The sequence below is a fragment of the Alteromonas sp. ABH4_452 genome, from assembly GCF_056311825.1.
The window spans coordinates 1,129,399-1,151,406 of sequence record NZ_CM149973.1 but is presented as its reverse complement, the minus strand read 5'-3'; the positions used below and the strand labels follow the sequence as shown (position 1 = coordinate 1,151,406).

Here is a 22,008-nt window from a genome sequence, read left to right as displayed (position 1 = left end):
TAGACTAAGTTCGATGTTCAATCTACATCATAAACTGAATTATGGCGGGTATTGTGATATCAGACGCCACACATAGAAGTAATAATACGGGAAGGTAACATGGCAACGAAGCAAAAAACTAAAGCTCCGTCGTATCATTACGATGCGATAGTTATAGGCACTGGCCCCGGAGGAGAGGGTGTTGCAATGCAGCTTGCCAAGGCCGGTAAAAAAGTGGCAGTGGTAGAACGCTACGAAGCTGTTGGCGGTGGCTGTACTCATTGGGGCACTATTCCGTCTAAAGCGCTTCGTCACTCAGTCAGTCGTCTTATTGAATACAATACGTCTCCCCTATTTGCCGACAACCACTTAAGTAAGAGCCTTACGTTTTCAGACATCATGCGCCATGCTAGCGGTGTAGTTAAAAGCCAAACTCGCCTGCGTTCTTCTTTTTATGATAGGAACCGCGTTACGCTGTTTCATGGCGAAGCCAGCTTTGTCGATGCACACACCTTGGAAATAACACGAGAAGATGGCTCGAAGGACACAGTCACAGCAGCACAAATAGCAATAGCCACAGGTTCGCGCCCCTATTGCCCGAAAGATATCGATTTTAATCACCCCCGTATTTATAACTCTGACACCATCTTATCTCTAGATCACGATCCAAAGTCCATCATAATTTATGGTGCAGGTGTAATTGGGTCGGAATATGCCAGTATCTTTAGAGGCTTGGGAGTAAAAGTCGATCTGGTTAATATGCGAGACCGTCTATTGTCATTCTTAGATGACGAAATCTCTGATGCGCTAAGTTACCACTTATGGAACAACGGCGTACTTATTCGTCATAATGAAACCTACTCTTCTGTCGAAGCTACCGATGATTCAGTAATTTTAAACTTAGAGTCAGGTAAGCGCATGCGGGCCGATTGCTTATTGTTTGCTAATGGCCGTACGGGCAACACAGATACTCTGAAACTTGAGAATATTGGTTTAAAAGCTGATGGTAGAGGCCAACTTAAGGTTAATGAAAGTTATCAAACCGACGTAGACAATGTATTTGCTGTTGGCGATGTGATTGGTTACCCAAGTTTGGCATCTGCAGCATATAATCAAGGTCGATTTGCCGCTGAGGCAATGCTCGGCATAAATACACATTCAGCGTTAGTAGAAGATATTCCGTCAGGTATCTATACCATCCCGGAAATTAGTTCGGTAGGTAAGACAGAACAAGAACTTACTGCAGCCAAGATACCTTATGAGGTGGGAAGAGCCCAGTTCAAACATTTGGCCAGAGCGCAGATTGCATCAACACAAACGGGTAGCCTTAAAATTCTATTTCACCGGGAAACGAAAGAAATACTGGGTATTCACTGCTTTGGTGAACGTGCCTCTGAGATTGTTCATATCGGCCAAGCCATCATGCAACAAAAAGGTGAAGGCAACACCATAGACTACTTCGTTAACACTACATTTAACTATCCGACCATGGCTGAAGCCTATCGTGTTGCTGCCATCAATGGGCTAAATAGGATTTTCTAACAGATACAAAAAAGCCGGCGAAATTGTCGCCGGCTTATATGCGTTAACTAAAAATTAGTTACGGTTCGCAGCAAGCGCGTTAAGCGAGTCTTTATGTGCTACGATGTCGATGTGCATATTTTCTTGATCGAATGTCATTGTTGCAATAGCGTAGTCACCCTGACTTTCGCTTGCAATGTCGATCAGCTTTGCTTGTGCATCACGGAAACGAATGTTATTGCCGATTTGATCCGACATACATTGGTTATTCATTTCGAATGTTTTCGCATCCATGCAATCGAAAAGCTGGTTCTCACCAGATTCCGCATGCGCAATACCAAAGGCTGCTGATAGAGCTAATGTTAGTACTACTTTACGCATGTTTCTTCTCCTGTGCTACAGTCTACTACTGTCACTATTAAACATACTGTATATACATTAGATAGTCAAATTTAGATCACACTAATATGACAGAAGTATGACAAGAAGAAATAATTGGAGAAAATTTTGAAAGGGCACGATGCATTGGTGGCCAAAGCAAAGAATTGCACGCTATGTGCGCCTTATTTACCTCACGAACCTAACCCCATTTTTAATACTTCACCATCCACAAAAATTCTTATTATTGGGCAAGCGCCAGGGCTTAAAGCGCACGAGAGAAGTATTGCGTTTGACGATCCGAGCGGAGATCGCTTGCGTGAATGGCTGGCTGTATCCAAAGAAACTTTCTATGATGCGCGCTTGATCTCGGTGCTACCTATGGGATTTTGCTTTCCAGGGTACAAAAACGGCGCTGATGCCCCGCCTAGAAAAGAGTGTGCACCTACATGGCACCATGAGTTTCTCGCCTACTTAAAACCTAAAGTCACGCTTTACGTAGGTCGATACTCACAGCAGTATTATTTACCCCAGTACAAAACTTTGACTGAAGCAGTAGGTGCGCCGACTAATACACACTTTGTTTTACCTCACCCGTCAGGAAGGAATAACAGGTGGCTTGCTAAAAATCCATGGTTCGAGCGGACTATACTTCCCGAATTGCAGCTCGCTATCTCGTCAGCTTTATCTGATTAATCGTGCGCCTCAAGAAACGTTAGAAGTGCATCAAAAGGCATGGGCTTGGCATATAAATAACCTTGGGCCTCATCACACCCTAGTTTAATCATGTAGCTTGCTTGCTCTCTTTTTTCCACACCTTCGGCAATAGTGAGTAACCCCAGCTTGTTTCCTAACGTTACTATGGTTTCGGCAAGCACTGCACTAGCACCCGGTTTGATGTCTTTAACGAAGGAACGATCGACTTTCAAACGATCTAATGGCAATTGCTGCAGATAGCTCATGGAAGAAAAGCCTGTACCAAAGTCATCGATAGCAATTTGAACGCCAAATTCTTTCAACGTACGCAAAGCATCAATCACTATTTGCGGCTCGTCCATTACCACACTTTCGGTTATTTCAAGCTCTAATAGACTGGGGTCACAGTTGGCTTTGGAAAGTGCTTGTTTAACTTTTTCGACAAATAATCTATCGCGAAACTGGGGAATAGATATATTAACAGCAACCCTAAGATGCCCGTACCCCTTTTCTTTAAGCTCTTGCAAACGGCGACATGATTCCTCAAGCACCCATTCACCAATATCAACAATAAGACCAGAGTATTCAGCAAGTGGCACGAAAACAGCTGGAGAGATATAGCCCCCCTCTCCATCTGGCCAGCGAAGTAGGCCTTCCATACCCACTACTTTTTCATTGAGCAGGTCTACTTGGGGCTGAAACCATAGTTCTAGCTTTCTCGCCGCAAAGTCGTTTCTTAATTGACGGATCATATCCAAACGCCATGTGGTCTGATCCTCAATATCTTTAGCGTAATACTCGAAGTTGTCTGTTAGGTTTTTCTTAGCGCGGTTTAACGCAATATTGGTGCGCTTTAAAATCTCAATACCAATATGGCGCTTATTCTCTAGCTTGCAAAACCCGACGGTAACATTCACGGGTAGCGTGTGGTCACCCACTTTAAAGGATGATTGGAAAAGTGCGTTGATTGCCTCGGGACAGACAAGCTCATCGGGGCCGATAAGACCAAAAACATCAGCACCAATACGTCCTTTCTTGACTTGGCCGTCAAATGAGGTTTGAAAACGATCGCTGATTGCACGTAATAACTCGTTGCCAACTTCTTGCCCTAGCCCATCATTAACATCGGAAAAATGATTAACATCGATAAGCGCAACACTAAAATTTTCTCCACCAAACAAGTGAGGCTTGTCTAGCATATTAATGAACTCATTGCGGTTTGGTAATCGGGTTAACCAATCTCTGAACGCTGCATTCCTTAATTCGTGGAAGAGGTTGACGTTTTCGTAGCCTACCGAAATGCTAGATAAGAATACTTCTAAAAGGTTTTTGTCTAATTCACTGATTTCGTGAGTTTGCCTAACGTACACAGCGGCTTCGAAACCAGCGCGACTTATATACAGTACAGAACAACTCGCCTCAAATATGTGCTTTTTAAGGCGTAAACAACGGCTTATATTTTCTTCAATGTCAATGTTATTAACGTCTACAACCGGGTGATTGATAAATTTCGCATATTCACCCGCAGCACCAAGGACATATACTTGTTCGTCGTCTTGGTCTAAAAGGGAGCCGGCTCGAGCACATAACAGCCCTTCAGAATCGAGACCTATAAGGGAGCTAATTTGTGTGACAACCCCTTCGCAAAACTCTTTAACCGAATGCTCTTCAAACAAATTCGCCGACGAGGTAATTATCTTTTCTAAGCCAGTGCGACTTTGACTTATGGTTATAATTTGCTGGTAAGAGCGCAGCGAAGAGATAATGGTCGTAAGTAGCTTGGAGCGCGTAAGTTCCGTTTTCGTTTTGTAGTCGTTAATATCGTAAACTTTAATGACTTGCTCTTCAGGTGCATAACCTGGCTGCCCTGTACGCAAAATGATACGAGGCTCGTACAGTTTCATGTCTTCACGAATATACTTAACGACATCAAAGCCTGCATCGTCAGTTTCCATAACAACATCAAGCAAAATGATAGCGATACTGTTACCGAATTCGTGAAGTTTTTCTTTGGCTTGCTTCGCGGAATAAGCGTGGATGAAGTTTAACTTGCGATCGTTTACGATGAGATCAGATAGCGCCAGACGCGTTACCGTGTGAATTTCTTCATCATCATCGACGATAAGAATGTTCCAGTCTTTACCTAATAATACAGGCTCTGTAACTGAATCATCATCATCTAAAAAAATTAACTCGTCGTTATCGTAATCCATTGCCGACATTACCGCTCATTTCCCCGATACATACAAAACAAGAATGCACGACTTACTGTATTAAGGAGACAATCGCATTGATAAATGGGTTACGCAATGCAATAGTGCTCTCATGTTACATGCTAATTTACATTCAATAATTTAAATCAATATGAAGATTACACCTCAGCACTTACCCCCTGAGATTAAAAAAGCTCAAAACACGGAAGTCAGTAGCGCAAAAGCGCCCAGTGACCAACCCGCTGCTGAGAAAATGGCGAGCTCTATCAAAGCGGATGCAAGCCGCCAACGCATGTTGTCATGGTTCGCTAGAGTGGGTATTAGCCCATCTATGATGCCTCCTGATCCTAAAAAGCAAAAACATGCGCTGGAACGAAGGAAACAAATCCTAGAAACTCAAAAAGCGAGCAATCTTCAATCTGTTTTAAATATAGCACTAAATGTTTCAATCAACGAAAAAACTAACGATAATCTTGATGCAGATTGGTTTTTCGCCTTTAGCACTATGGCTGAGGAAATTTACAGCCAACCAATGCAAGAATTGTGGGGCAAGATTTTTGCCGTTGAGGTCGCCCATCCCGGTAGTTTTTCACTTCGCACTCTGCAGTTGCTTAAAACGCTCACGCACAGAGATGCCAAAGTATTTAATAAAGCGGTTAACGTAGCCAGTCGAAAAAGTAATGACACCGTACCGCGCATATTAGTGGGATATCATAAACGTAAAGGTCTGCTCTCGTTTCTCAAAAAACCCATTCCAGAACAATTAAATTTAGCTTCTGTTGGACTTAGTTACCCAGACCTATTGTCGCTGCAGGAAATGAAGTTAATTTATGCCAGTGAAATCGAGAGTGGAGAATATGTAGAGGGGCAACAGGTCACATGGCGATGTGTTAATGAGAATATAACGCTTACATGTAAAACGTCCGGAGTTGCTTTGGTTTATTACAAGTTTACTTCTGTAGGCAGTGAGCTTTACAAACTGGTTACTAAATCCTCTAACGAAAGGTATTTACAAGAATTGAAAAAAGTATTGGGCGAGGTATTCAACATAAGTTAAATACCGTCACCAAACTCGTGTAATCCACATTCGCGCTTTAACCCGAAGAAGCGGGTATCTTGCTCACTCATACCTTCTTGCAGCGACTGCGTTGTATGCCAATCGCCAATTGAAACGTAGCCTTGCTCCCAAAGCGGATGATAAGACAAGTCGTTATCTTTAAGGTAGTAGTGAAGGTCTTTGTTGCTCCAGTCGATAATTGGGTATAGCTTAAACTGCTGCCCTACTTTTTGTAAAACAGGCAGTTTGCCGCGAGTATCAGATTGACTTCTGCGCAAACCTGCGAACCAGGTACCCGCATTCAGTTCACCCAACGCACGCTGCATTGGTTCAACTTTGTTCATCTTGTTGTATTTTTCAATACCTTCGATGCCTTGTTCCCAAAGCCTACCAAAGCGCGCTTCTTGCCACGCAGATGACATTTTTGCGCTGTAAACGTGCAAGTTTAAATTAAGCTTTTCAACCAGCTCATCAATAAATTTGTACGTTTCTGGAAACAAATACCCAGTATCAGTGAGCACAACGGGGATATCCGGTTGTGCTTGAGTCAGCATGTGCAGCATAACTGCCGACTGCGCTCCGAAACTCGAAGACACAATATGAGTATCGGGCAAGTTGTCCAGCGCCCAAGCTACTCGCTCTTGCGCTGTCATTTTTTCCAACATATCGTTGATATCAGCAAGGTCTTCCTTGCTGATATCAAGCGTAAGTGGTTGCTGCTTTTCTGCTGTATTATTCGTCATAGAAATCCCGTGCGGAGTCTACTACTGGTTTTACGACACCAGCGCGAACAACATAATCACCAAAGGCCTCGCCACTCTCACGCTCTTTAGCCCATTGACCAAGTAGCGTATCTAGCTCTGCCATGATTTCTTGTTCGCTAATGTTTTCTCGGTACATACGTGGAATACGAGTACCTTCTCGGTTGCCGCCTAAATGCAAGTTGTACTTGCCTGGGCCCTTACCGACTAAGCCAACTTCAGACAACATTGCGCGACCACAGCCATTAGGACAGCCAGTTACGCGGAAGATAACGCTGTCTTCTTCTAAACCGTGTTTGGCAAGCAAGCCTTCTAGCTCGGTAACAGCATCTGGCAGATAACGCTCAGCTTCTGCCATCGCTAGCGGACAAGTTGGCAATGCAACACAGGCCATTGAATCAAGGCGCTGATTAGAAACACTTGGCGCAATGAGGCCATGCTCACGAGCTAAGGCTTCTACTTTGTCTTTGTCCTGGGGTGGAACACCAGCAATAATCAAGTTCTGGTTTGCGGTTAAACGGAAATCGCCTTTATGTATTTTGGCAATTTCTGCGCAACCTGTTTTTAGCGTTTTACCTGGGTAATCCAAAATACGACCATTTTCGATAAACACAGTCAGGTGGTATTTGCCGTCAATGCCTTCAACCCAGCCAAAACGGTCACCACGGTCGGTAAATTCGTAAGGTCGGCTATCTTGGAAAGTCACGCCTGCGCGCTTCTCAACTTCAGCTTTGAAGTTGTCTACGCCAACACGCTCTAAGGTGTATTTGGTTTTCGCGTTCTTACGATTAACACGATTACCCCAATCACGCTGCGTGGTAACAACCGCAGCGGCAACGTCTAGCGTGTTTTCCAGCGGTATAAAACCAAAGTCAGAGGCTTTACGCGGATACGTACTCTTATCACCGTGAGTCATTGCAAGACCACCACCAACAAGTACGTTAAAGCCAATTAGCTGACCATTTTCTGCAATCGCAACAAAGTTAAGGTCGTTTGCGTGAACATCAACATCGTTTTGCGGAGGAATAACCACGGTAGTTTTAAACTTACGCGGCAGATAGTTATCACCCAAAATAGGCTCAACAGGCTTTTCAGTGGTCTCAACTTTTTCACCATCTAACCAAATTTCAGCATACGCGCGAGTTTTAGGAAGTAAGTGTTCACTTATCTTTTTAGCCCATTCAAATGCCTGAAGGTGAAGCTCAGATTCAACTGGATTAGACGTACATAGTACGTTTCGGTTTACATCACCTGCCGTCGCAATTGAGTCAATGCCAGCTTTGTTTAGCATTTGATGCATAGACTTAATCTTAGGCTTTAACACACCGTGAAACTGGAAAGTTTGACGAGTGGTTAAACGAATACTGCCATACATGGTGTGGTCAGCTGCAAACTTATCGATCGCTAACCATTGATCAGGCGTGATAACACCACCTGGTAAACGCGCGCGAAGCATCACATTATGAAGCGGCTCAAGTTTTTGCTTTGCACGTTCTGCTCGAATGTCACGGTCGTCTTGCTGGTACATACCATGGAAGCGAATAAGCTGGAAGTTATCAGCTGTGAAACCACCGGTAAGATCATCTTTAAGATCCGTAGTGATGGTACCGCGCAAATTATTACTCTCGCGCTTTAGACGCTCGTTGTCAGCCAGTTTGCCCTCAACGATAAATGGTGATTTTTCGTTACTCATTAATAGACATCCTTCTGATAACGTTTCGCTTTTCGTAACTCTACAATATAGGCTTTAGCATCAGCTTCAGATTTTCCGCCGTGCTCCTGCACAATATTGATTAAGGCGTTTTCTACATCTTTCGCCATGTGCATTGCATCACCACACACATAAAAGTGTGCGCCCTGCTCTAGCCATTCGTACACTTCTTTACCGTTTTCTAATAAGCGGTGCTGAACATATACTTTTTCTTCTTGGTCACGAGAGAATGCAAGCGTAATTTTATCTAGCAGACCTTCTTTAACGTAACCTTGCCACTCTACCTGGTATAGGAAATCTTGCGTAAAATTAGGGTTGCCGAAGAACAACCAATTTTTGCCCTCAGCGCCTTGCACATCACGCTCTTGCATGAAAGATCTAAACGGCGCAATTCCTGTACCCGGTCCTACCATGATCACTGGCGTATTAGGATCTTCCGGCAAACGGAAGTTTTCGTTGTTTTCAACGAAAACTTCTACCTCACCATTTTCTTCTAAATATTCGCACAAGAAGCCAGACGCACCACCTTGATGACGGTGGCCAAACGCTTCATAGTCGACGTGAGCTACCGTTAAGTGCACTTCATCTTCCACGTCAGCTTGACTCGATGCTATTGAGTACAAGCGTGGTGTTAATGGGCGCAATGCATCAACAAGCTGCTGTTCAGACAGCTTACCTGGGTGGTCACGCACGATATCAATGATTTGACGCTCAGCCATGTAAGTACGCAGCTGCGCTTTATCTTCCATCAAGGTCGCTAACGATTCAGAGCCGGTCGCTTCTTGATAAGACTTAATGAAATTAGGGTAGCTTAAGGTTAATTCAAGCTTGGACGTTAATGCATCAGTTAACAACATTGTCGCATCACCTACAGATACTTCAGCATTGCCATCTAACGACAAAATACTAATAAGCTCTGATACTAAAGAAGCAGCGTTCTTGAACCAAACGCCTAGCGCGTCACCTGGTTTGTAGGTAATTCCACTATCTTCAAGGCTTATTTCAATGTGACGGATATCTTTAACTGAATCGCGACCCGTAATCTTCTGGGCATCAATCAACGTTGCCTTGAACGGTGCCTTTTTGGTGTAAGTCTGTGCTGCTACCCCCTGCACTGCTGCGCCAGTTTGCGCCGCTACCGCTGCTTGTGGTGCCGCACTAAAATCATCTTTTAATGATTCAATAAGCTTGTTTAACCATGCTTCGGCTTCCGCTTCATAGTCAACATCACAATCAAGGCGCTCAACAATAGGCTTACCACCTAACTTACCTAAGCGCTCATCGAAGTCTTTACCTGTTTGACAGAAAAACTCGTAACTGCTATCACCTAACCCCACAACGGCGTATTTAGTGTTCGCAAGCTTCGGGGCTTTTTTACCCGCTAAGAATTCGTGCAGTTCGATGGCATCATCAGGTGCATCGCCTTCACCGTGGGTACTTACAAATACCGCTACGTGGGTTTCTGCTTTTAAGTTGCGAGGCTTGTAATCAGCCATGCTAACAAGCTTGCTGTTAAAGCCTGCTTCCTCTGCTTTGGCTTGACACTGCGCAGCCACACCTTTCGCATTACCTGTTTGTGAGCCATACAGTATAGTTAGCGTTGGCGCATCACCCGCTACGGCAGGCGCGCTTTGTAAAGCAGGGGCAACCGAGCCGCCTTGCGCAGCCGCCATGCCTGCTGCATAGCCACTTACCCAAGTAAGTTGATCACGATTTAAGCCTGCAATGGCTTGCGTAATGGCATTCCACTGCTGTTCGTTTAATACCGCGCCTGGCGCTGAGTTCGAATTAGAATCTTGTGACATAGTCTTTTAGCCTTTTATCAATGGCGCTAAGGCTAACGGCTTTCTTCAAGAAGAGAAAAGAATAAATGAAACTTTTTTATTACTGAAAGTGCTAATGACTAAGTGAATAAGTAATAACGCACCTAAACGTTACCCTCGAAAAATAAAAAAGGCGTGAACTGCACAAGCAGCCACGCCTTTAAAAACAGATAGTTAGTGCTTAAAAATGAAGTTCTAAGCCTGCGAATACACCGTCAAATTCCATGTCAGCGTAAACATCATCAAGATCTTCAATATCAACTGTTACGTTTCTGTAACCAACTTGAAGGGTCATATCGACTGCTAAACTTTCAATAAATGAATATTGAACTGCCGCTTGATAATCACTTAGCTCGTGGTCATCGAATGACAAATAGCTACCTTCAAAATATGCAGATAGCCCAGTGAACGGAAGCCCTAGCTGAACTTTCGAATACGCCATAGGCACTATGCCCGAAAATTCAGCCGAGCCACTGGTATCACTTGCTGTATCGACAACAAACAATGCACCATCGATGTACTTAGCATTTACACCAAGATCAAAGCTTACCAAGTCGTTATCGAATAACTCGTAGTACAAGATGAAATCCGTTGCATCAAGCTCGATATCAGTATTGACCACAGTACTTTCTGTAAACAACTGATCATCAAAAGTAAAGTTGGCATCAAGCGCAGTAGTGCCTGAATTATCTAGCGTAGTGTGATTTACCTTCACATTCGGTAAAAAAGGCACTGGGTGTTCAAAGGCAATATATAACGCCGTATTGGTTTCATCGTCAAAGTTGAAATCAGCAGTGTTGTTGCTATCTGCAAAACCGCCTTGCGTGTCGGTTTGCCAAACTTGAGCTCCAACATAAACGCCTGCGATAGTGTCTGCTTGAGATGAAACTGAAAATAATGCGCATCCCAATGCGGCAGCTATAAGACCTTTTTTCATTAATTATCCTTGATTAAGAAGTTCTGATATTTCAATTAAAGCAGCGTTTGCGCGAGAAATATAGTTAGCCATAACTAAAGAGTGATTAGCTAACATACCAAAGCCACTGCCATTTAAAATCATCGGACTGTAAACAGACTGTTGTGTTGCTTCCAGTTCGCGAATGATTTGCTGAAGACTGACTAATGCATTCTTATCTTCAAGCACATCGTTAAACTCAATTTCTACAGCTTTAAGAAAGTGTAGAAGAGCCCATGTTGCGCCACGCGCTTCGTAAAAATTATCGTCTAACTTCCACCAGCTTGTCTGTACAACGCGTTGACTGGTGCTAGGTGTAGATTGCTTCGCGTTAGCGTCACCAGCTAAATCTGTATTAACTCTAGCAGATCCTACGCTGGCGCTTAATCTTTGTGAATAGCTACCCAACCGTTTTTCAACCTGCTTCAACCATTCTCGCAGGTTATCGGCTCGGGTATAGAACTGACTGTCTGAATTACGTGTGTTTGCCAACTCGTCTCGGTACTTTTTAAGAAGTTCGATACCCTCAGCATAGCTAGATTCAGACGAAGGTAATGCCCAGCTTTTATGGTCCATATTGAATTTAGGGTGAGCTTTTGTCAGGTATGGGTTTTCAATTGATTGAGATTGAGAACGGCTAAAATCCTTACGCATTGATAGCGCGAGGTCTCGTACCATTTCTAATGCTCCAAACTCCCAAGCCGGCATATTATCTAAAAAAACACCGGGTGGAATGACATCATTTGAAAGATACCCACCAGGCTTATCTAGCAAGGTTTCCGACACATCAATCATGGTGGTAGTTAGTGTGTAACCCGCTATATTTGTGGGGTTTTCAACGGGTGAGTTCTGCTCCAAACGCTTTCTGACATCAAATGTATCTGGAGATAAACTCCAATACCAACCAATTAACCAGAAAAGTAAAAAAATCACCACAGCGACAATCGCTATTCGTTTTGAGTTAATAGATTGTCTCATATAAACACCAACCTTCCTTTTAAATAACAAATAGCCGACGATGGTCAGCTATTTGAAACAACTAATATTATGTGAAAAATGCGAAACCTTTATGACGGTTAACGACATAACACCATCTTTTACTACGTTAACACAATATAAATTTATTTATGCTAATTATAAAGTATGATGCATGTTTGTATCATTTTGCTGCTTATAAGCAGCAGAGTTGCGATTTTTCAGCGCATATAGTGCAATACCGATAAGAATAATTGGCCAGAAAGCGCTAACGCCCATAACAAGTAGCGCTAGGAAGCCGGCGCCAAGCGCTAACAGAATCGTTCCAACAACACTTATTGCGACAACAAAGCCAACAACAGCAAGGGCAACCCCAATTAGCGAAAGCACGGCCACGTTTTCCCAAGGGCTAAGCAGTTCGTCAGACATGACAAGATGCATACCTAGCCAGCTATCTACAAGGCTACCCAAACAGTTAACCAGTACAATGGCAATAACCAGTGCAATTAAAAAGTTTTTCATTACACTAATCTCGGTAGTAGGATAACGGCAGCCACGTAAGCCACTAGCGTGATGGGGGTTGCGATAAATAAACCCGCTACCGCCGCCGCTCTTACCCATACTGCATCGATATCAAAATAACGTGCAACACCTGCACACACACCTGAAATAATGCCAGAATCAAGGTCTCTATAAATTCGCTTCTGTGATGGTACTTTCATCATCTTCTCCAAAAATGTTTCTTTCGATATCTACAATATAAGTCGGCGGCACCAAAGGTCGCTTAGGCGACCTTTTTCTTCTTAAGCTCTGCCAGTTCCTTTTCAATCGCTTCGTCTGCTTCCATTGCATCGAACTCAGCTTGTAATGATGTTGCTTCGCTCGACTTTGTTAAGTCATATGCATCCACTTGCGCTTCAAGATGGTCAATGCGCTGTTCGTAGCTTTCAAAACGCATCATTGCATCGTCTATTTTTCCTTCGTGATCAGCTTGCTTCACTTTCAAGCGTGTTTGCGCTGAATTTTTGCGCTGAACTAAGGTTTTTTGCTTAGCTTTGGCTTCTGCCAATTTACTGTTCAGTCTTGCAGTATCACCTTGAATCTTCTCGATGCTTTCAGCTAGTTGCGCTTCTTGCTCTTTAAGAGAGTCAAGTTTGGAAACATACTTCTGCTTCTCTATAAGTGCCGCTTTTGCCAAAGACTCTTTGTCATTGTTCATTGCGATTTGCGCTTTATGCTGCCAACTATCAACCTGTTTGTTTGCTGCTTCCATATGACGCGCTAGCGTTTTTTGCTGAGCAATAAAGCGCGCCGCGTCGGTGCGAACTTCAACCAGGGTTTCTTCCATTTCTTGAATAATCAAACGAATGATTTTTTCTGGATCTTCAGCTTTATCTAACATCGCGTTGATGTTTGCTTGAACAATATCGTTAATGCGTGAAAACATACCCATGATTCTTTCTCCGTTAAAAGTAGTGTTGTGGCTTCCAGCATTTATTCTCTTGTACTCACTGCTAGTTGCCGCTGACTGAGTTCTCCTCAACACTTTTAGTATTACAATGACCATGCCATTTATTTAACTTATTGATATATATGTATTTTATTAAATTTTGAGCTTAAAACTGCTTTTTAACTTTACGTTTAGATACGATAAATTAGTGTATTTAACCAACCCTATTGTTAAATTGACCACTTCCGATTTGACGGCATTTACACTGTGTCCTTATAAACTTATTTCATTACTAAACATGCATAAAAAAAGCGCCCGTAGGCGCTTTTATCGATGCTGATTGACGGTTAATCAGCGTCTTTATCTGTATCTTGGTTACCAGCTTCCGTTACAGCTAAGTCGGTAACACTTACTTTCCCGTTTCCACGTACCTCTTGAGGGCTCAACTCAAAATGATAGGTAGCGTTAGCCACTGCTTGGTACACATCAGACTTTATTTCTTGTGTAGTTGTAGTTACTGCATTTGAAACTACATGCGTCAAAAATGTTTGAAGCACTGACTCTTCTGCATTTGCTACACCGCTTGCCATGCTTGCTGTCAGTAAAGTTGCTGCGATTAGTGAAGTTTTCATGTTATCCCTCTAAATTTAGTCAGTGCAACAACACGTTGTCGTCGCGATACTTAGAGGATTGCGAGAGGTGTGCCAACTCCTTAAAAAGAACTTAAGCAGCTGATTTATATAAACTTAAAGAAAAGCCCGCAAAAATGCGAGCTTCGGATACAATTGAACAAATATTAAACTTTGGTCAAAAGCACTAAGTTATTAGCCTTTTTGACTATTGTACTCAGCAACTTCTTTTTGCGCGCTCTCTACAGCATCTAAAGCATTTAGAAGTAAATTAGGATCTGGATTTTTGCCTGTACCATTTTGGCTTAAGTATCTTCGCCAAATTCGTCCACCCGCTTGCCCTTGATAAAGGCCCAGAATGTGGCGAGCTGCATGCCAAGGTTTAAAATATGGGTCCTCTTGGCGCTCAATGTACTGCTGCATTTGAAGTACTATTTCACGACGTGACAGACTTTGTGCTTTAGCGTCACCAAATATGTCTTTATCAACGGTAGACATGATATAGGGGTTTGCGTAAACCTCGCGGCCAACCATAACACCGTCAACGGTCTCTAGCTGTTGCTGGGTTTCGGCGAGTGTTTTAATACCACCGTTAATGCTAATTGATAATTCAGGGCGCGCCTGTTTTAGTCTGTGAACCCTAGGGTAATTTAAAGGCGGAATTTCTCGATTTTCTTTTGGGCTTAAACCTTGTAGCCATGCTTTTCTTGCATGAACAATAAAGGTGTCACAGCCTGCGTCTGCCACTATATCGATAAAACGAGCAAAGTCTTCATCTTCGTCCATGTCGTCAATACCAATACGGCATTTCACAGTTACGGGAATATCTACTGCAGCCTGCATAGCCTTAACGCAGCTAGCTACCACTTCAGGTTGCGCCATCAAACAGGCACCGAAGCTACCGTTTTTTACTCTATCGCTTGGGCAGCCTACGTTTATGTTGACTTCATCGTAGCCGCGCTCTTGTGATAATTCAGCACACTTAGCCATGTCAGCGGGATCGCTGCCACCTAGCTGAACAGCGATTGGATGTTCTTCTTGGTTGTAGCCAAGGTAATCGCCTTTACCGTAAATAATCGCGCCTGTAGTGACCATTTCAGTGTAAAGCAGCGTGTGCTTAGACATTAATCGTAAAAAGTAGCGACAATGCCTGTCTGTCCAATCCAGCATTGGAGCGACAGAGAATCTGCGGTCAAGAGTTTGAACAGTAGTATTCAATTTAAGCCCATGTTTTATATATATAATATTTAACTTTTCGAGTAAGTACCAAATGCGGTATTTATTCCTTTAATTCCTTATTTTCACTGTATCGGGGTCCAAAAAGAGTCTTTTTGGGGCCCAAGTTTTTAGGCGGAAAATAAGATGGCGTATTATAGCATTACTAAGACGACGAGAAAAAATATCAATGTCTATCGCGTGAGAGTAAGAAACAAAGAGTCGGGAGTTATTACTTTTTCAATTACATTGAAGCTGCCTTCATGTTCATTAAAAGCTGATGCTCACAAAAAGTGAACACATAAAAAATGAACGAATATTGCAGTCTTGCGGTTGCCGCACCCATTAGATATCGAGTTAGTACTGTCTACAAAATCCTACTAGTTAACGCCTTAACTTTTTCTTAGATTCGAAGCGCTGCCTCGGCCTCACTTAATAGTGCTTTTAGTATCCTTGCACTATTAAATTATTAACAACCCTCTGAAAAGTTTGCTTTTTTTAGATAGATATTTACCACTATTATGCTTTTAGCGTATTTCAAAATGAGCAATTAGCGGCTATTGTATAAGGTAATAACCGTAATTATTAGCACAATTAAAAATGTGATCGCAGAATACTCGCTATTAAAAGCAAAAGTACTGCACCTTCCGGAGACATTTTATGGCGGACAAGAAGCCGAAGGATCAGCAAGCGCAAAGCGTTAATGAAGCACAAAACGCTCCTCAACCAGCTGACGAACTTGCTCAACTTAGAGAAATATTATTTGGTCAAACAAATCGTGCTTTCCGTGCAGATCTCTCTGCCCTTGAGTCGCGAGTAAATGATAGCTTCGCTAAATTAAACACACACCTTGATAATCAGTTTAACGATATACGTAAACTCATCGATAATCAGATCACTGAACTCTCTAATCAGCTAGCCAGCGCTAATGACAACAACAGTAACGTGCAAGAACAGCTTCAGCACACTACCGATAAGCTGCAAAGTGAACTGGAAATTGCTGAAACATCAGCGAAGAACGACAACGATGTGTTAGAGGCACATGTAGTAAAAGAATTGGAATCCCTAGACAACTTGTTTAGTAAACGCCATCAAGAACTGTTAGAAAAGCTTCAGCAAGTTACTAGCGAGCTTTCAGAGAGTAAGACAGACAGAAAAACACTGGCAAACTTACTTTCAACCATGGCTACCAACCTCGCTACCGATCATTAATTAATGAGTGACAAAGTGCCGCCGTCTGAGTTGCCGGACAACTCTCTTGAAAAAGTCAGAGAGCTGCTTATTGGGCGGGATGACAAGTTCGTTCAAGAGAAGCTTGATCGCGACGCAAAGGGTTTTGTGAGCAATGTTGTATCTGAAGCGTTATTTGAACGAGAGACAAAAGATGGCTCGGTCAACAAAGTTCTTGTTCCCCTTGTCGAAAAATCCCTGCACCGCTCTATCGAAGCTAATAGTGAAAAGATTGTAGGCACACTTTACCCATTAGTAGGTACATTAGTAAGAAAAGCCGTTTCATCATTTCTTGTAGAGTTTGTTGAGCGAACCAATGCATTAATTGAAAATAGCTTTAGCCCCAAAAGTATTTCGTGGCGCTTTAAAGCCTGGCAGTCTGGCGTTAAGTACTCTGAGTATGTAGCGTCGCAAATATATCAGTATCAAGTGCAACAGCTGCTGGTCATTCACCGTGAAACCGGCACATTACTCCACAGTATCTCGTCAGATCCGGACAAAGAAAAAGATGCGGATCTCATTTCCTCAATGCTTGTCGCTATCAATGATTTTGTTGCAGATGCGTTTGGCGTCACCGCTAGCGAGTCTGACAACGAGCTTGGCGAGATAAAAACAGAAGATTTTACGCTACTGATTAAAATTGGCCCTCAAGCATTACTTGTCGCAGCGGTAACGGGAAGTATACCTCCTGAGGTTCGCGGTAAGCTTCAGCAGGCTTTGGAAGATTTTCATCAATTTTACCAACAACCTTTAGTCAATTATGAGGGTGACAATGCTCCTTTTGACGGATGCGAAACTATCCTTGCGGATTGCTTGGTAAGTGAAAGAAAAGAAGGTGAGGGCAAAAAGTCAAAACGCTTGATAGGCGCAGCCGTGCTCTTGGTAGTCTTCACTGCTTTAGCAGTACTGTCCTTTATGCGACTTTCCCTAAGTATTTTAAAAAGCGAGCTACACGAGCTTACGCCTCCCCCTGGTATTATTGTTACCGATACCTATATATCTAATGGCAATGTACATACAAAAGTACTGCGCGACCCTGTTTCCACCAGCATTGACCAATGGTTCAGCGACAATGGAATCGATGCAGAAAAGGTCACAGTAATTGAAGAGCCCTTTGTCTCTTTAAAGTCCAGCGTGGTAGAGCGAAAACTTGAAACGCTCGTTAACGAATATCCACTGAACGAGCTTGAAAACATAACCATAGAAAAAGAAGAAAACCACAAATTTGCGATATCGGGAGCCGTGTTTAATACGACGGCGATAGACCTTACTCAGCAAATAAGTGCAATCCCAGGTATATCGGGAGTCTCTGTAGACACCACTGCCCTTAACGTAAAACCGGTTTATAACGTTAATGATGCTGCGCTTCAAAAAGCAATGTTAAACCGACTCGTTAATAAAGTTTCTTCACAAAGTGTACTTTTTGCTACTAACCAAGAGGCGCTTTCTGAAGTACAGTTAGCAAAATTAGAAGCCCTAGCAAATGACATAAAACAATTATTAATGCTCGCAGATAGAACAAATACTGTTGTGAGTATCGTTGTGATGGGGGCCAGTGACAATTCGGGCTCAAGCGCACGCAATCGCGCCTTAAGCCAAAAACGAGCAGAGAATGTTGTGAATTCATTAATTTCACTTGGTGTAGAAAGTGATATTCTTATACCCGTAAGCTTAGGAGAGCTACCATTGCAGAAAGCATCGATGGGGCGTTCAGTTATGTTAAATGTTTTAATATCCAGTGAGTAATAGTAAGGAAGCTTTGCGGTGATACAGAAAAAAGTTTGTATTCTAGGGCCCACTGGTGTTGGTAAAACAAGCCTAGTAAAGCAGTTTGTCGAAGGTATTTTTTCTGAAAAGTACAAGACTACTATTGGCGTAAAAATAGACAAAAAACAAGTCAATAAAGAAGGGCGCGGTGTCCAGCTTCTCCTCTGGGATTTAGAGGGTATCGATAGATACTGTGGCTTTAACCCTCGCTACCTTCGCGGCGCCAGTGCTTATATTATCGTGGTTGACCAAACTCGCTCTCAGTCTTTACTTGAGGGTATAGAAATTCTCGAGCTCGCTCAAGAGCACTACCCTGACATTCCCGCATTTTTCGTAGTGAATAAAACTGACCTCCCAACTAGCTGGCATTGGAGTGAGGAAGAATTGAATAATTACGCACAAAGATTTTCTTCACTTACGAAAACAAGTGCGAAGACCGGTGAAAATGTAGAAAACTTATTCAGTACAATTGCGTTTTGGTAGGAGATTGCCATGGATATCCATTTATTAAATGCGCTAGGCATAACTAACTGCGCGCTGTTTAAGTGCAATTCTGAGAACGATATCACGTGTTTAACACCGGAACTTCCATGGTTAAATAATGTTGTTGCGCTTGACGATAACAACAAACTGCAAAAAAAACACATCCCATCTATTTTTTTAGACGATTTCTTTTTCGACGCCGATGAGGTATGGAAAGGAGAAACGTCATTCACCCTATCTTCCGGTTTTTGGACCGAACAAAACGAAAATCAGCTTTTGCGTCTTGAAGCCTTGGCGATCAATGGCGGAGCCGGCTCTCGCTATCTAGTGGTTAAGAACGTTAAAGAGCAGTTTGATGAAAAACAGCAGACGCTCCAAGCAGCTCGTGAATTACTGTTACGCCACCATGAAATTGTAGGGCAGCATGAATACATTAGGCATAAATTAAATAATGTACTGCGCAAAAACACCCGTCTTCAAAAGCTAGTACCGCCTATACAACAAGCTATTCATAATTTAGAAACAGGCGTAGTTATTTTAGATAATGAAGGTGCCTTGATACTTGATAACAAAGCTTCACATAGGCTTTTACTTTGCAATAGCACAACGCCAAGCTCAATTCGCATCGGTGAGTTGATTAAAGACATTGACGCGCCGTCTACTTTTTTACCGACTTTGGTACAGAGGAAAGCCCCCTGGCAAGGCGAAATATATTGGCAGCCAATAGACGATTACAAAGTTTGGCTTCAGGTAACTATCCATCCTGTAATGCATGCAGATGAACTTACTCACTGGGTTTACTTATTTACTGACATTACGCATATACACAATAAAGAAGAAGGTGTGCTTACCGCCAGTGGTATGGATTCACTAACGAAAGTTGCCAACCGTAATTTGTTCACCGATACGGTAAGGCGGTTAGTCCAGGAAGACACATCGTTTAAGCTGTTTATAATTGATATCTGTGACTTCAAAAAAATTAACGAAGCGTTGAGCTACCAATCTGGGGATGAAATATTAAAGTCTTTTGCTCTACGGCTACAAGCATTCGTTGGTAACAGCGGGTTTATTGCTCGAATAGGCAGTAACGAGTTCGCCCTAGTAAAACGAATCGATACCTTTAAAGATTTAGCTAGCGCCGAGTACGTTCAACAGCTTATACGCAAACTAACCCAAACCTATACCGTGCTTAACGGAAGCGAGCCTAACCTAGGTGTTAATATGGGTGAAGCAAGTTTCCCCAAAGATAGCGCTTCAGCAGAAACCTTACTCCAATGCGCTGATATCGCGTTGCAGGCGGCTAAATATCAAGGTAAAAATATCGCCCTTGTATACAGTGAGGAACTGCATAAACAGCATCACGCAATAAACGAACTTGAATCAGCGTTTCGACAAGCTATTAAAAGTAATCAGCTCAAGCTATTTTTACAACCCATTGTCGACCTCTCTTCAGGGAAGATAGTAAAATGTGAGGCGCTAGCAAGATGGATAACACCTGAAGGAAAATTTATCTCACCTGAAGTATTCATTCCGTTAGCAGAAAAAAGCGAACTCATTTTCCCCTTTGGTGAGTGGCTTATTAATGAAGCGTGTAATGTTATTGAGGCGCTAAAAGCATCGAAATTAGATATTAGATTGGCTATTAATATATCCGGTCGCCAAGTATCAGATTTAGCGTTACTTAATCAAATTAAGAATGCATTAGAAGATCACCAGCTTCCCGGCTCCAATTTATCTATCGAATTAACAGAAAGCGTGTTGGTTGAGAGTTTAGACACAGTGTCTGTCTTGCTTAACGAGCTTAGGTCTATGGGTATTACTGTATCGATAGACGATTTCGGTACAGGTTTTAGCTCGCTAGTATACTTGAAAAAATTGCCTATTGATGAGCTTAAGATTGACCGCTCTTTCGTAAGTGAATTAGAGAAAAATACCGATGACCAAGCAATTGTGCAGGCTATTCTCGGGCTTGCGCATAATTTAAATATCAAAATTATCGCCGAAGGCATTGAGACTCAACAGCAGCAGCAATTTTTACAAAATCATCAGTGCGCTTACGGTCAAGGGTATTTATATCAACGACCCGTTGCGATTGATGAATTCATCTCGCTTGCGCAAAAGTTAAAGTAATTACAGTCTTTTAGGCAATAATGATACAGAAAGCCGGAACATGTTCCGGCTTTTTAATGTACTTTTGAGTTTAGATGAGCGCGCTTAGATTAAGCCAATATGTCCCGCATGGAACTCTAAATGCTCTTCAATAAACGATGCGATGAAGAAATAACTGTGATCGTAACCTTCGTGCATATTAAGCGTAAGTTGCGTATCGGATTGTTGTGCAGCATGAACCAGAGACTGAGGCTTTAGCTGTTCGTGCAAGAACTCATCTTTTGTACCCTGCTCAACCAACAAAGGCACACTATGGGTTTTGCTTGCTAACAGCAAAGATGCGTCGTAGTCCTTCCACGCTGCCTTGTCATCACCTAGGTATCCGCCTAGTGCTTTTTCACCCCATGGACAATCTGACGGATTCGAAATAGGACTAAACGCTGATACCGAAACGAATTTATTTGGGTTACGCATGCCGATGACTAACGCACCGTGTCCGCCCATAGAATGTCCGCTAATTGCCCGCTCTTTAGTTACAGGAAATTCGCTTTCGATAAGCGCTGGCAGTTCATCAACAATATAGCTATACATGTTGTAGTGTTTGTCCCACGGAGCTTGCGTTGCATCTACATAGAAGCCCGCTCCTAAACCGAAATCGTAAGACCCTTCTTCATCATCCGGCACTCCTTCACCACGAGGCGAAGTATCAGGTGCAACAATGGCCATACCCAATTCTGCTGCAAGCTTCATTGCCCCCGCTTTCTGCATAAAGTTTTGGTCGGTACAGGTTAACCCAGATAGCCAATATAATACCGGCACCGGTTTTTCTTTAGAGGCAAATGGGGGAAGAAAAATCGCGAAAGTCATATCGCATTGTGTGGTTTCAGCTTTGTGGGTGTAGCGCAAATGCTGGCCCCCAAATGCTTTATTTTCGCCAATAAGCTCCATTTCAGCTCCTTAAATTCGTAAAATTGCACCTTTATTGTGGAATCAGTAAAGGCTCTATCGGATTTTAGATCAAGTTCGTTTACACTAAGCGCCTAATTTTTGAGGTAA

The 22,008-nt window shown here is 42.7% G+C and carries 20 protein-coding genes; 7 read left to right on the top strand and 13 right to left on the bottom strand.

Annotated features, from left to right (window positions below; all coding sequences use genetic code 11):
• Positions 1 to 99 precede the first annotated feature (99 nt).
• On the top strand, positions 100 to 1,521 hold the full coding sequence (gene sthA, locus ACYX4N_RS04975; RefSeq protein WP_474857479.1) for a Si-specific NAD(P)(+) transhydrogenase: 1,422 nt from the start codon (positions 100 to 102) through the stop codon (positions 1,519 to 1,521).
• 54 nt (positions 1,522 to 1,575) lie between these two features.
• Here the strand turns inward: sthA and ACYX4N_RS04970 are convergent, their stop codons facing one another.
• Positions 1,576 to 1,881: a hypothetical protein gene (locus ACYX4N_RS04970; RefSeq protein ID WP_025254039.1), complete on the bottom strand. Its 306-nt coding sequence runs from the start codon at positions 1,879 to 1,881 to the stop codon at positions 1,576 to 1,578.
• Positions 1,882 to 1,995: 114 nt separating this feature from the next.
• Between ACYX4N_RS04970 and ACYX4N_RS04965 the strand changes: the two genes are divergently transcribed.
• A complete protein-coding gene (locus ACYX4N_RS04965; protein ID WP_476055791.1) occupies positions 1,996 to 2,574 on the top strand; it encodes a uracil-DNA glycosylase family protein in 579 nt (192 codons plus the stop codon).
• On the opposite strand, the gene ACYX4N_RS04960 is transcribed toward ACYX4N_RS04965, so the two are convergent.
• Entirely contained in the window at positions 2,571 to 4,796 is a 2,226-nt protein-coding gene (locus ACYX4N_RS04960) for a bifunctional diguanylate cyclase/phosphodiesterase (protein WP_476055790.1), read from the bottom strand. The genes ACYX4N_RS04965 and ACYX4N_RS04960 overlap by 4 nt on opposite strands.
• A gap of 142 nt (positions 4,797 to 4,938) precedes the next feature.
• Here ACYX4N_RS04960 and ACYX4N_RS04955 point away from each other — a divergent pair, with 142 nt between their 5' ends.
• Positions 4,939 to 5,844, top strand: a complete 906-nt coding sequence (locus ACYX4N_RS04955; protein WP_476055789.1) for a TIGR03899 family protein — start codon at positions 4,939 to 4,941, stop codon at positions 5,842 to 5,844.
• Here the strand turns inward: ACYX4N_RS04955 and ACYX4N_RS04950 are convergent.
• From ACYX4N_RS04950 to dusA, 10 genes are all read right to left on the bottom strand, one after another.
• The gene (locus tag ACYX4N_RS04950; RefSeq protein WP_474857475.1) at positions 5,841 to 6,587 is read right to left on the bottom strand and encodes a phosphoadenylyl-sulfate reductase; all 747 of its coding nucleotides are present in this window, start codon (positions 6,585 to 6,587) and stop codon (positions 5,841 to 5,843) included. The two genes, ACYX4N_RS04955 and ACYX4N_RS04950, sit on opposite strands and share 4 nt — an antisense overlap.
• A complete protein-coding gene (gene cysI / locus ACYX4N_RS04945; RefSeq protein ID WP_474829981.1) occupies positions 6,577 to 8,298 on the bottom strand; it encodes an assimilatory sulfite reductase (NADPH) hemoprotein subunit in 1,722 nt (573 codons plus the stop codon). Before cysI ends, ACYX4N_RS04950 begins: the two co-directional genes overlap by 11 nt.
• A complete protein-coding gene (locus ACYX4N_RS04940; RefSeq protein ID WP_476055788.1) occupies positions 8,298 to 10,121 on the bottom strand; it encodes an assimilatory sulfite reductase (NADPH) flavoprotein subunit in 1,824 nt (607 codons plus the stop codon). Before ACYX4N_RS04940 ends, cysI begins: the two co-directional genes overlap by 1 nt.
• Positions 10,122 to 10,320: 199 nt before the next feature.
• Positions 10,321 to 11,076, bottom strand: coding sequence for a TIGR04219 family outer membrane beta-barrel protein (locus ACYX4N_RS04935; RefSeq protein ID WP_474804847.1), 756 nt, complete (start codon positions 11,074 to 11,076; stop codon positions 10,321 to 10,323).
• A gap of 3 nt (positions 11,077 to 11,079) precedes the next feature.
• A complete protein-coding gene (locus ACYX4N_RS04930) occupies positions 11,080 to 12,072 on the bottom strand; it encodes a DUF2333 family protein (RefSeq protein ID WP_269918385.1) in 993 nt (330 codons plus the stop codon).
• A gap of 156 nt (positions 12,073 to 12,228) precedes the next feature.
• Entirely contained in the window at positions 12,229 to 12,591 is a 363-nt protein-coding gene (locus ACYX4N_RS04925) for a hypothetical protein (RefSeq protein ID WP_474804843.1), read from the bottom strand.
• A complete protein-coding gene (locus tag ACYX4N_RS04920; RefSeq protein ID WP_025254029.1) occupies positions 12,591 to 12,791 on the bottom strand; it encodes a PspC domain-containing protein in 201 nt (66 codons plus the stop codon). Before ACYX4N_RS04920 ends, ACYX4N_RS04925 begins: the two co-directional genes overlap by 1 nt.
• A 62-nt stretch (positions 12,792 to 12,853) precedes the next feature.
• Positions 12,854 to 13,522, bottom strand: a complete 669-nt coding sequence (gene pspA, locus ACYX4N_RS04915) for a phage shock protein PspA (RefSeq protein WP_118492169.1) — start codon at positions 13,520 to 13,522, stop codon at positions 12,854 to 12,856.
• Positions 13,523 to 13,866: 344 nt separating this feature from the next.
• Complete coding sequence (locus tag ACYX4N_RS04910; RefSeq protein ID WP_474829971.1) at positions 13,867 to 14,151, bottom strand: hypothetical protein; 285 nt, start codon at positions 14,149 to 14,151, stop codon at positions 13,867 to 13,869.
• Between the two features lie 192 nt (positions 14,152 to 14,343).
• A complete protein-coding gene (gene dusA, locus ACYX4N_RS04905; protein WP_476055787.1) occupies positions 14,344 to 15,366 on the bottom strand; it encodes a tRNA dihydrouridine(20/20a) synthase DusA in 1,023 nt (340 codons plus the stop codon).
• 657 nt (positions 15,367 to 16,023) lie between these two features.
• On the opposite strand from dusA, the gene ACYX4N_RS04900 reads away from it, so the two are divergent.
• Genes ACYX4N_RS04900 through ACYX4N_RS04885 form a run of 4 tightly spaced genes read left to right on the top strand, consistent with a single transcriptional unit; the run spans position 16,024 to position 20,973 of the window.
• A complete protein-coding gene (locus ACYX4N_RS04900; RefSeq protein WP_476055786.1) occupies positions 16,024 to 16,575 on the top strand; it encodes a hypothetical protein in 552 nt (183 codons plus the stop codon).
• A 3-nt stretch (positions 16,576 to 16,578) separates the two neighbouring features.
• Positions 16,579 to 18,339, top strand: a complete 1,761-nt coding sequence (locus ACYX4N_RS04895) for an OmpA family protein (protein WP_476055785.1) — start codon at positions 16,579 to 16,581, stop codon at positions 18,337 to 18,339.
• A gap of 18 nt (positions 18,340 to 18,357) precedes the next feature.
• Positions 18,358 to 18,843 carry a Rab family GTPase gene (locus ACYX4N_RS04890; protein WP_118492148.1) on the top strand — a complete coding sequence of 162 codons (486 nt, stop codon included), beginning with the start codon at positions 18,358 to 18,360 and terminating at the stop codon, positions 18,841 to 18,843.
• A gap of 9 nt (positions 18,844 to 18,852) precedes the next feature.
• Positions 18,853 to 20,973, top strand: a complete 2,121-nt coding sequence (locus tag ACYX4N_RS04885) for a putative bifunctional diguanylate cyclase/phosphodiesterase (protein ID WP_476055784.1) — start codon at positions 18,853 to 18,855, stop codon at positions 20,971 to 20,973.
• An 84-nt stretch (positions 20,974 to 21,057) separates the two neighbouring features.
• Here ACYX4N_RS04885 and fghA read toward each other — a convergent pair whose 3' ends face one another.
• On the bottom strand, positions 21,058 to 21,900 hold the full coding sequence (fghA, locus tag ACYX4N_RS04880; RefSeq protein ID WP_476055783.1) for an S-formylglutathione hydrolase: 843 nt from the start codon (positions 21,898 to 21,900) through the stop codon (positions 21,058 to 21,060).
• Positions 21,901 to 22,008 lie beyond the last annotated feature (108 nt).

Bases quoted from the DNA above. Each gene is read 5' to 3' on its own strand.
- sthA (WP_474857479.1), top strand. From the start codon at position 100: ATGGCAACGAAGCAAAAAACTAAAGCTCCGTCGTATCATTACGATGCG.
- ACYX4N_RS04970 (WP_025254039.1), bottom strand. From the start codon at position 1,881: ATGCGTAAAGTAGTACTAACATTAGCTCTATCAGCAGCCTTTGGTATT.
- ACYX4N_RS04960 (WP_476055790.1), bottom strand. From the start codon at position 4,796: ATGTCGGCAATGGATTACGATAACGACGAGTTAATTTTTTTAGATGAT.
- ACYX4N_RS04955 (WP_476055789.1), top strand. From the start codon at position 4,939: ATGAAGATTACACCTCAGCACTTACCCCCTGAGATTAAAAAAGCTCAA.
- ACYX4N_RS04950 (WP_474857475.1), bottom strand. From the start codon at position 6,587: ATGACGAATAATACAGCAGAAAAGCAGCAACCACTTACGCTTGATATC.
- cysI (WP_474829981.1), bottom strand. From the start codon at position 8,298: ATGAGTAACGAAAAATCACCATTTATCGTTGAGGGCAAACTGGCTGAC.
- ACYX4N_RS04940 (WP_476055788.1), bottom strand. From the start codon at position 10,121: ATGTCACAAGATTCTAATTCGAACTCAGCGCCAGGCGCGGTATTAAAC.
- ACYX4N_RS04935 (WP_474804847.1), bottom strand. From the start codon at position 11,076: ATGAAAAAAGGTCTTATAGCTGCCGCATTGGGATGCGCATTATTTTCA.
- ACYX4N_RS04930 (WP_269918385.1), bottom strand. From the start codon at position 12,072: ATGAGACAATCTATTAACTCAAAACGAATAGCGATTGTCGCTGTGGTG.
- ACYX4N_RS04925 (WP_474804843.1), bottom strand. From the start codon at position 12,591: ATGAAAAACTTTTTAATTGCACTGGTTATTGCCATTGTACTGGTTAAC.
- ACYX4N_RS04920 (WP_025254029.1), bottom strand. From the start codon at position 12,791: ATGAAAGTACCATCACAGAAGCGAATTTATAGAGACCTTGATTCTGGC.
- pspA (WP_118492169.1), bottom strand. From the start codon at position 13,522: ATGGGTATGTTTTCACGCATTAACGATATTGTTCAAGCAAACATCAAC.
- ACYX4N_RS04910 (WP_474829971.1), bottom strand. From the start codon at position 14,151: ATGAAAACTTCACTAATCGCAGCAACTTTACTGACAGCAAGCATGGCA.
- ACYX4N_RS04900 (WP_476055786.1), top strand. From the start codon at position 16,024: ATGGCGGACAAGAAGCCGAAGGATCAGCAAGCGCAAAGCGTTAATGAA.
- ACYX4N_RS04895 (WP_476055785.1), top strand. From the start codon at position 16,579: ATGAGTGACAAAGTGCCGCCGTCTGAGTTGCCGGACAACTCTCTTGAA.
- ACYX4N_RS04885 (WP_476055784.1), top strand. From the start codon at position 18,853: ATGGATATCCATTTATTAAATGCGCTAGGCATAACTAACTGCGCGCTG.
- fghA (WP_476055783.1), bottom strand. From the start codon at position 21,900: ATGGAGCTTATTGGCGAAAATAAAGCATTTGGGGGCCAGCATTTGCGC.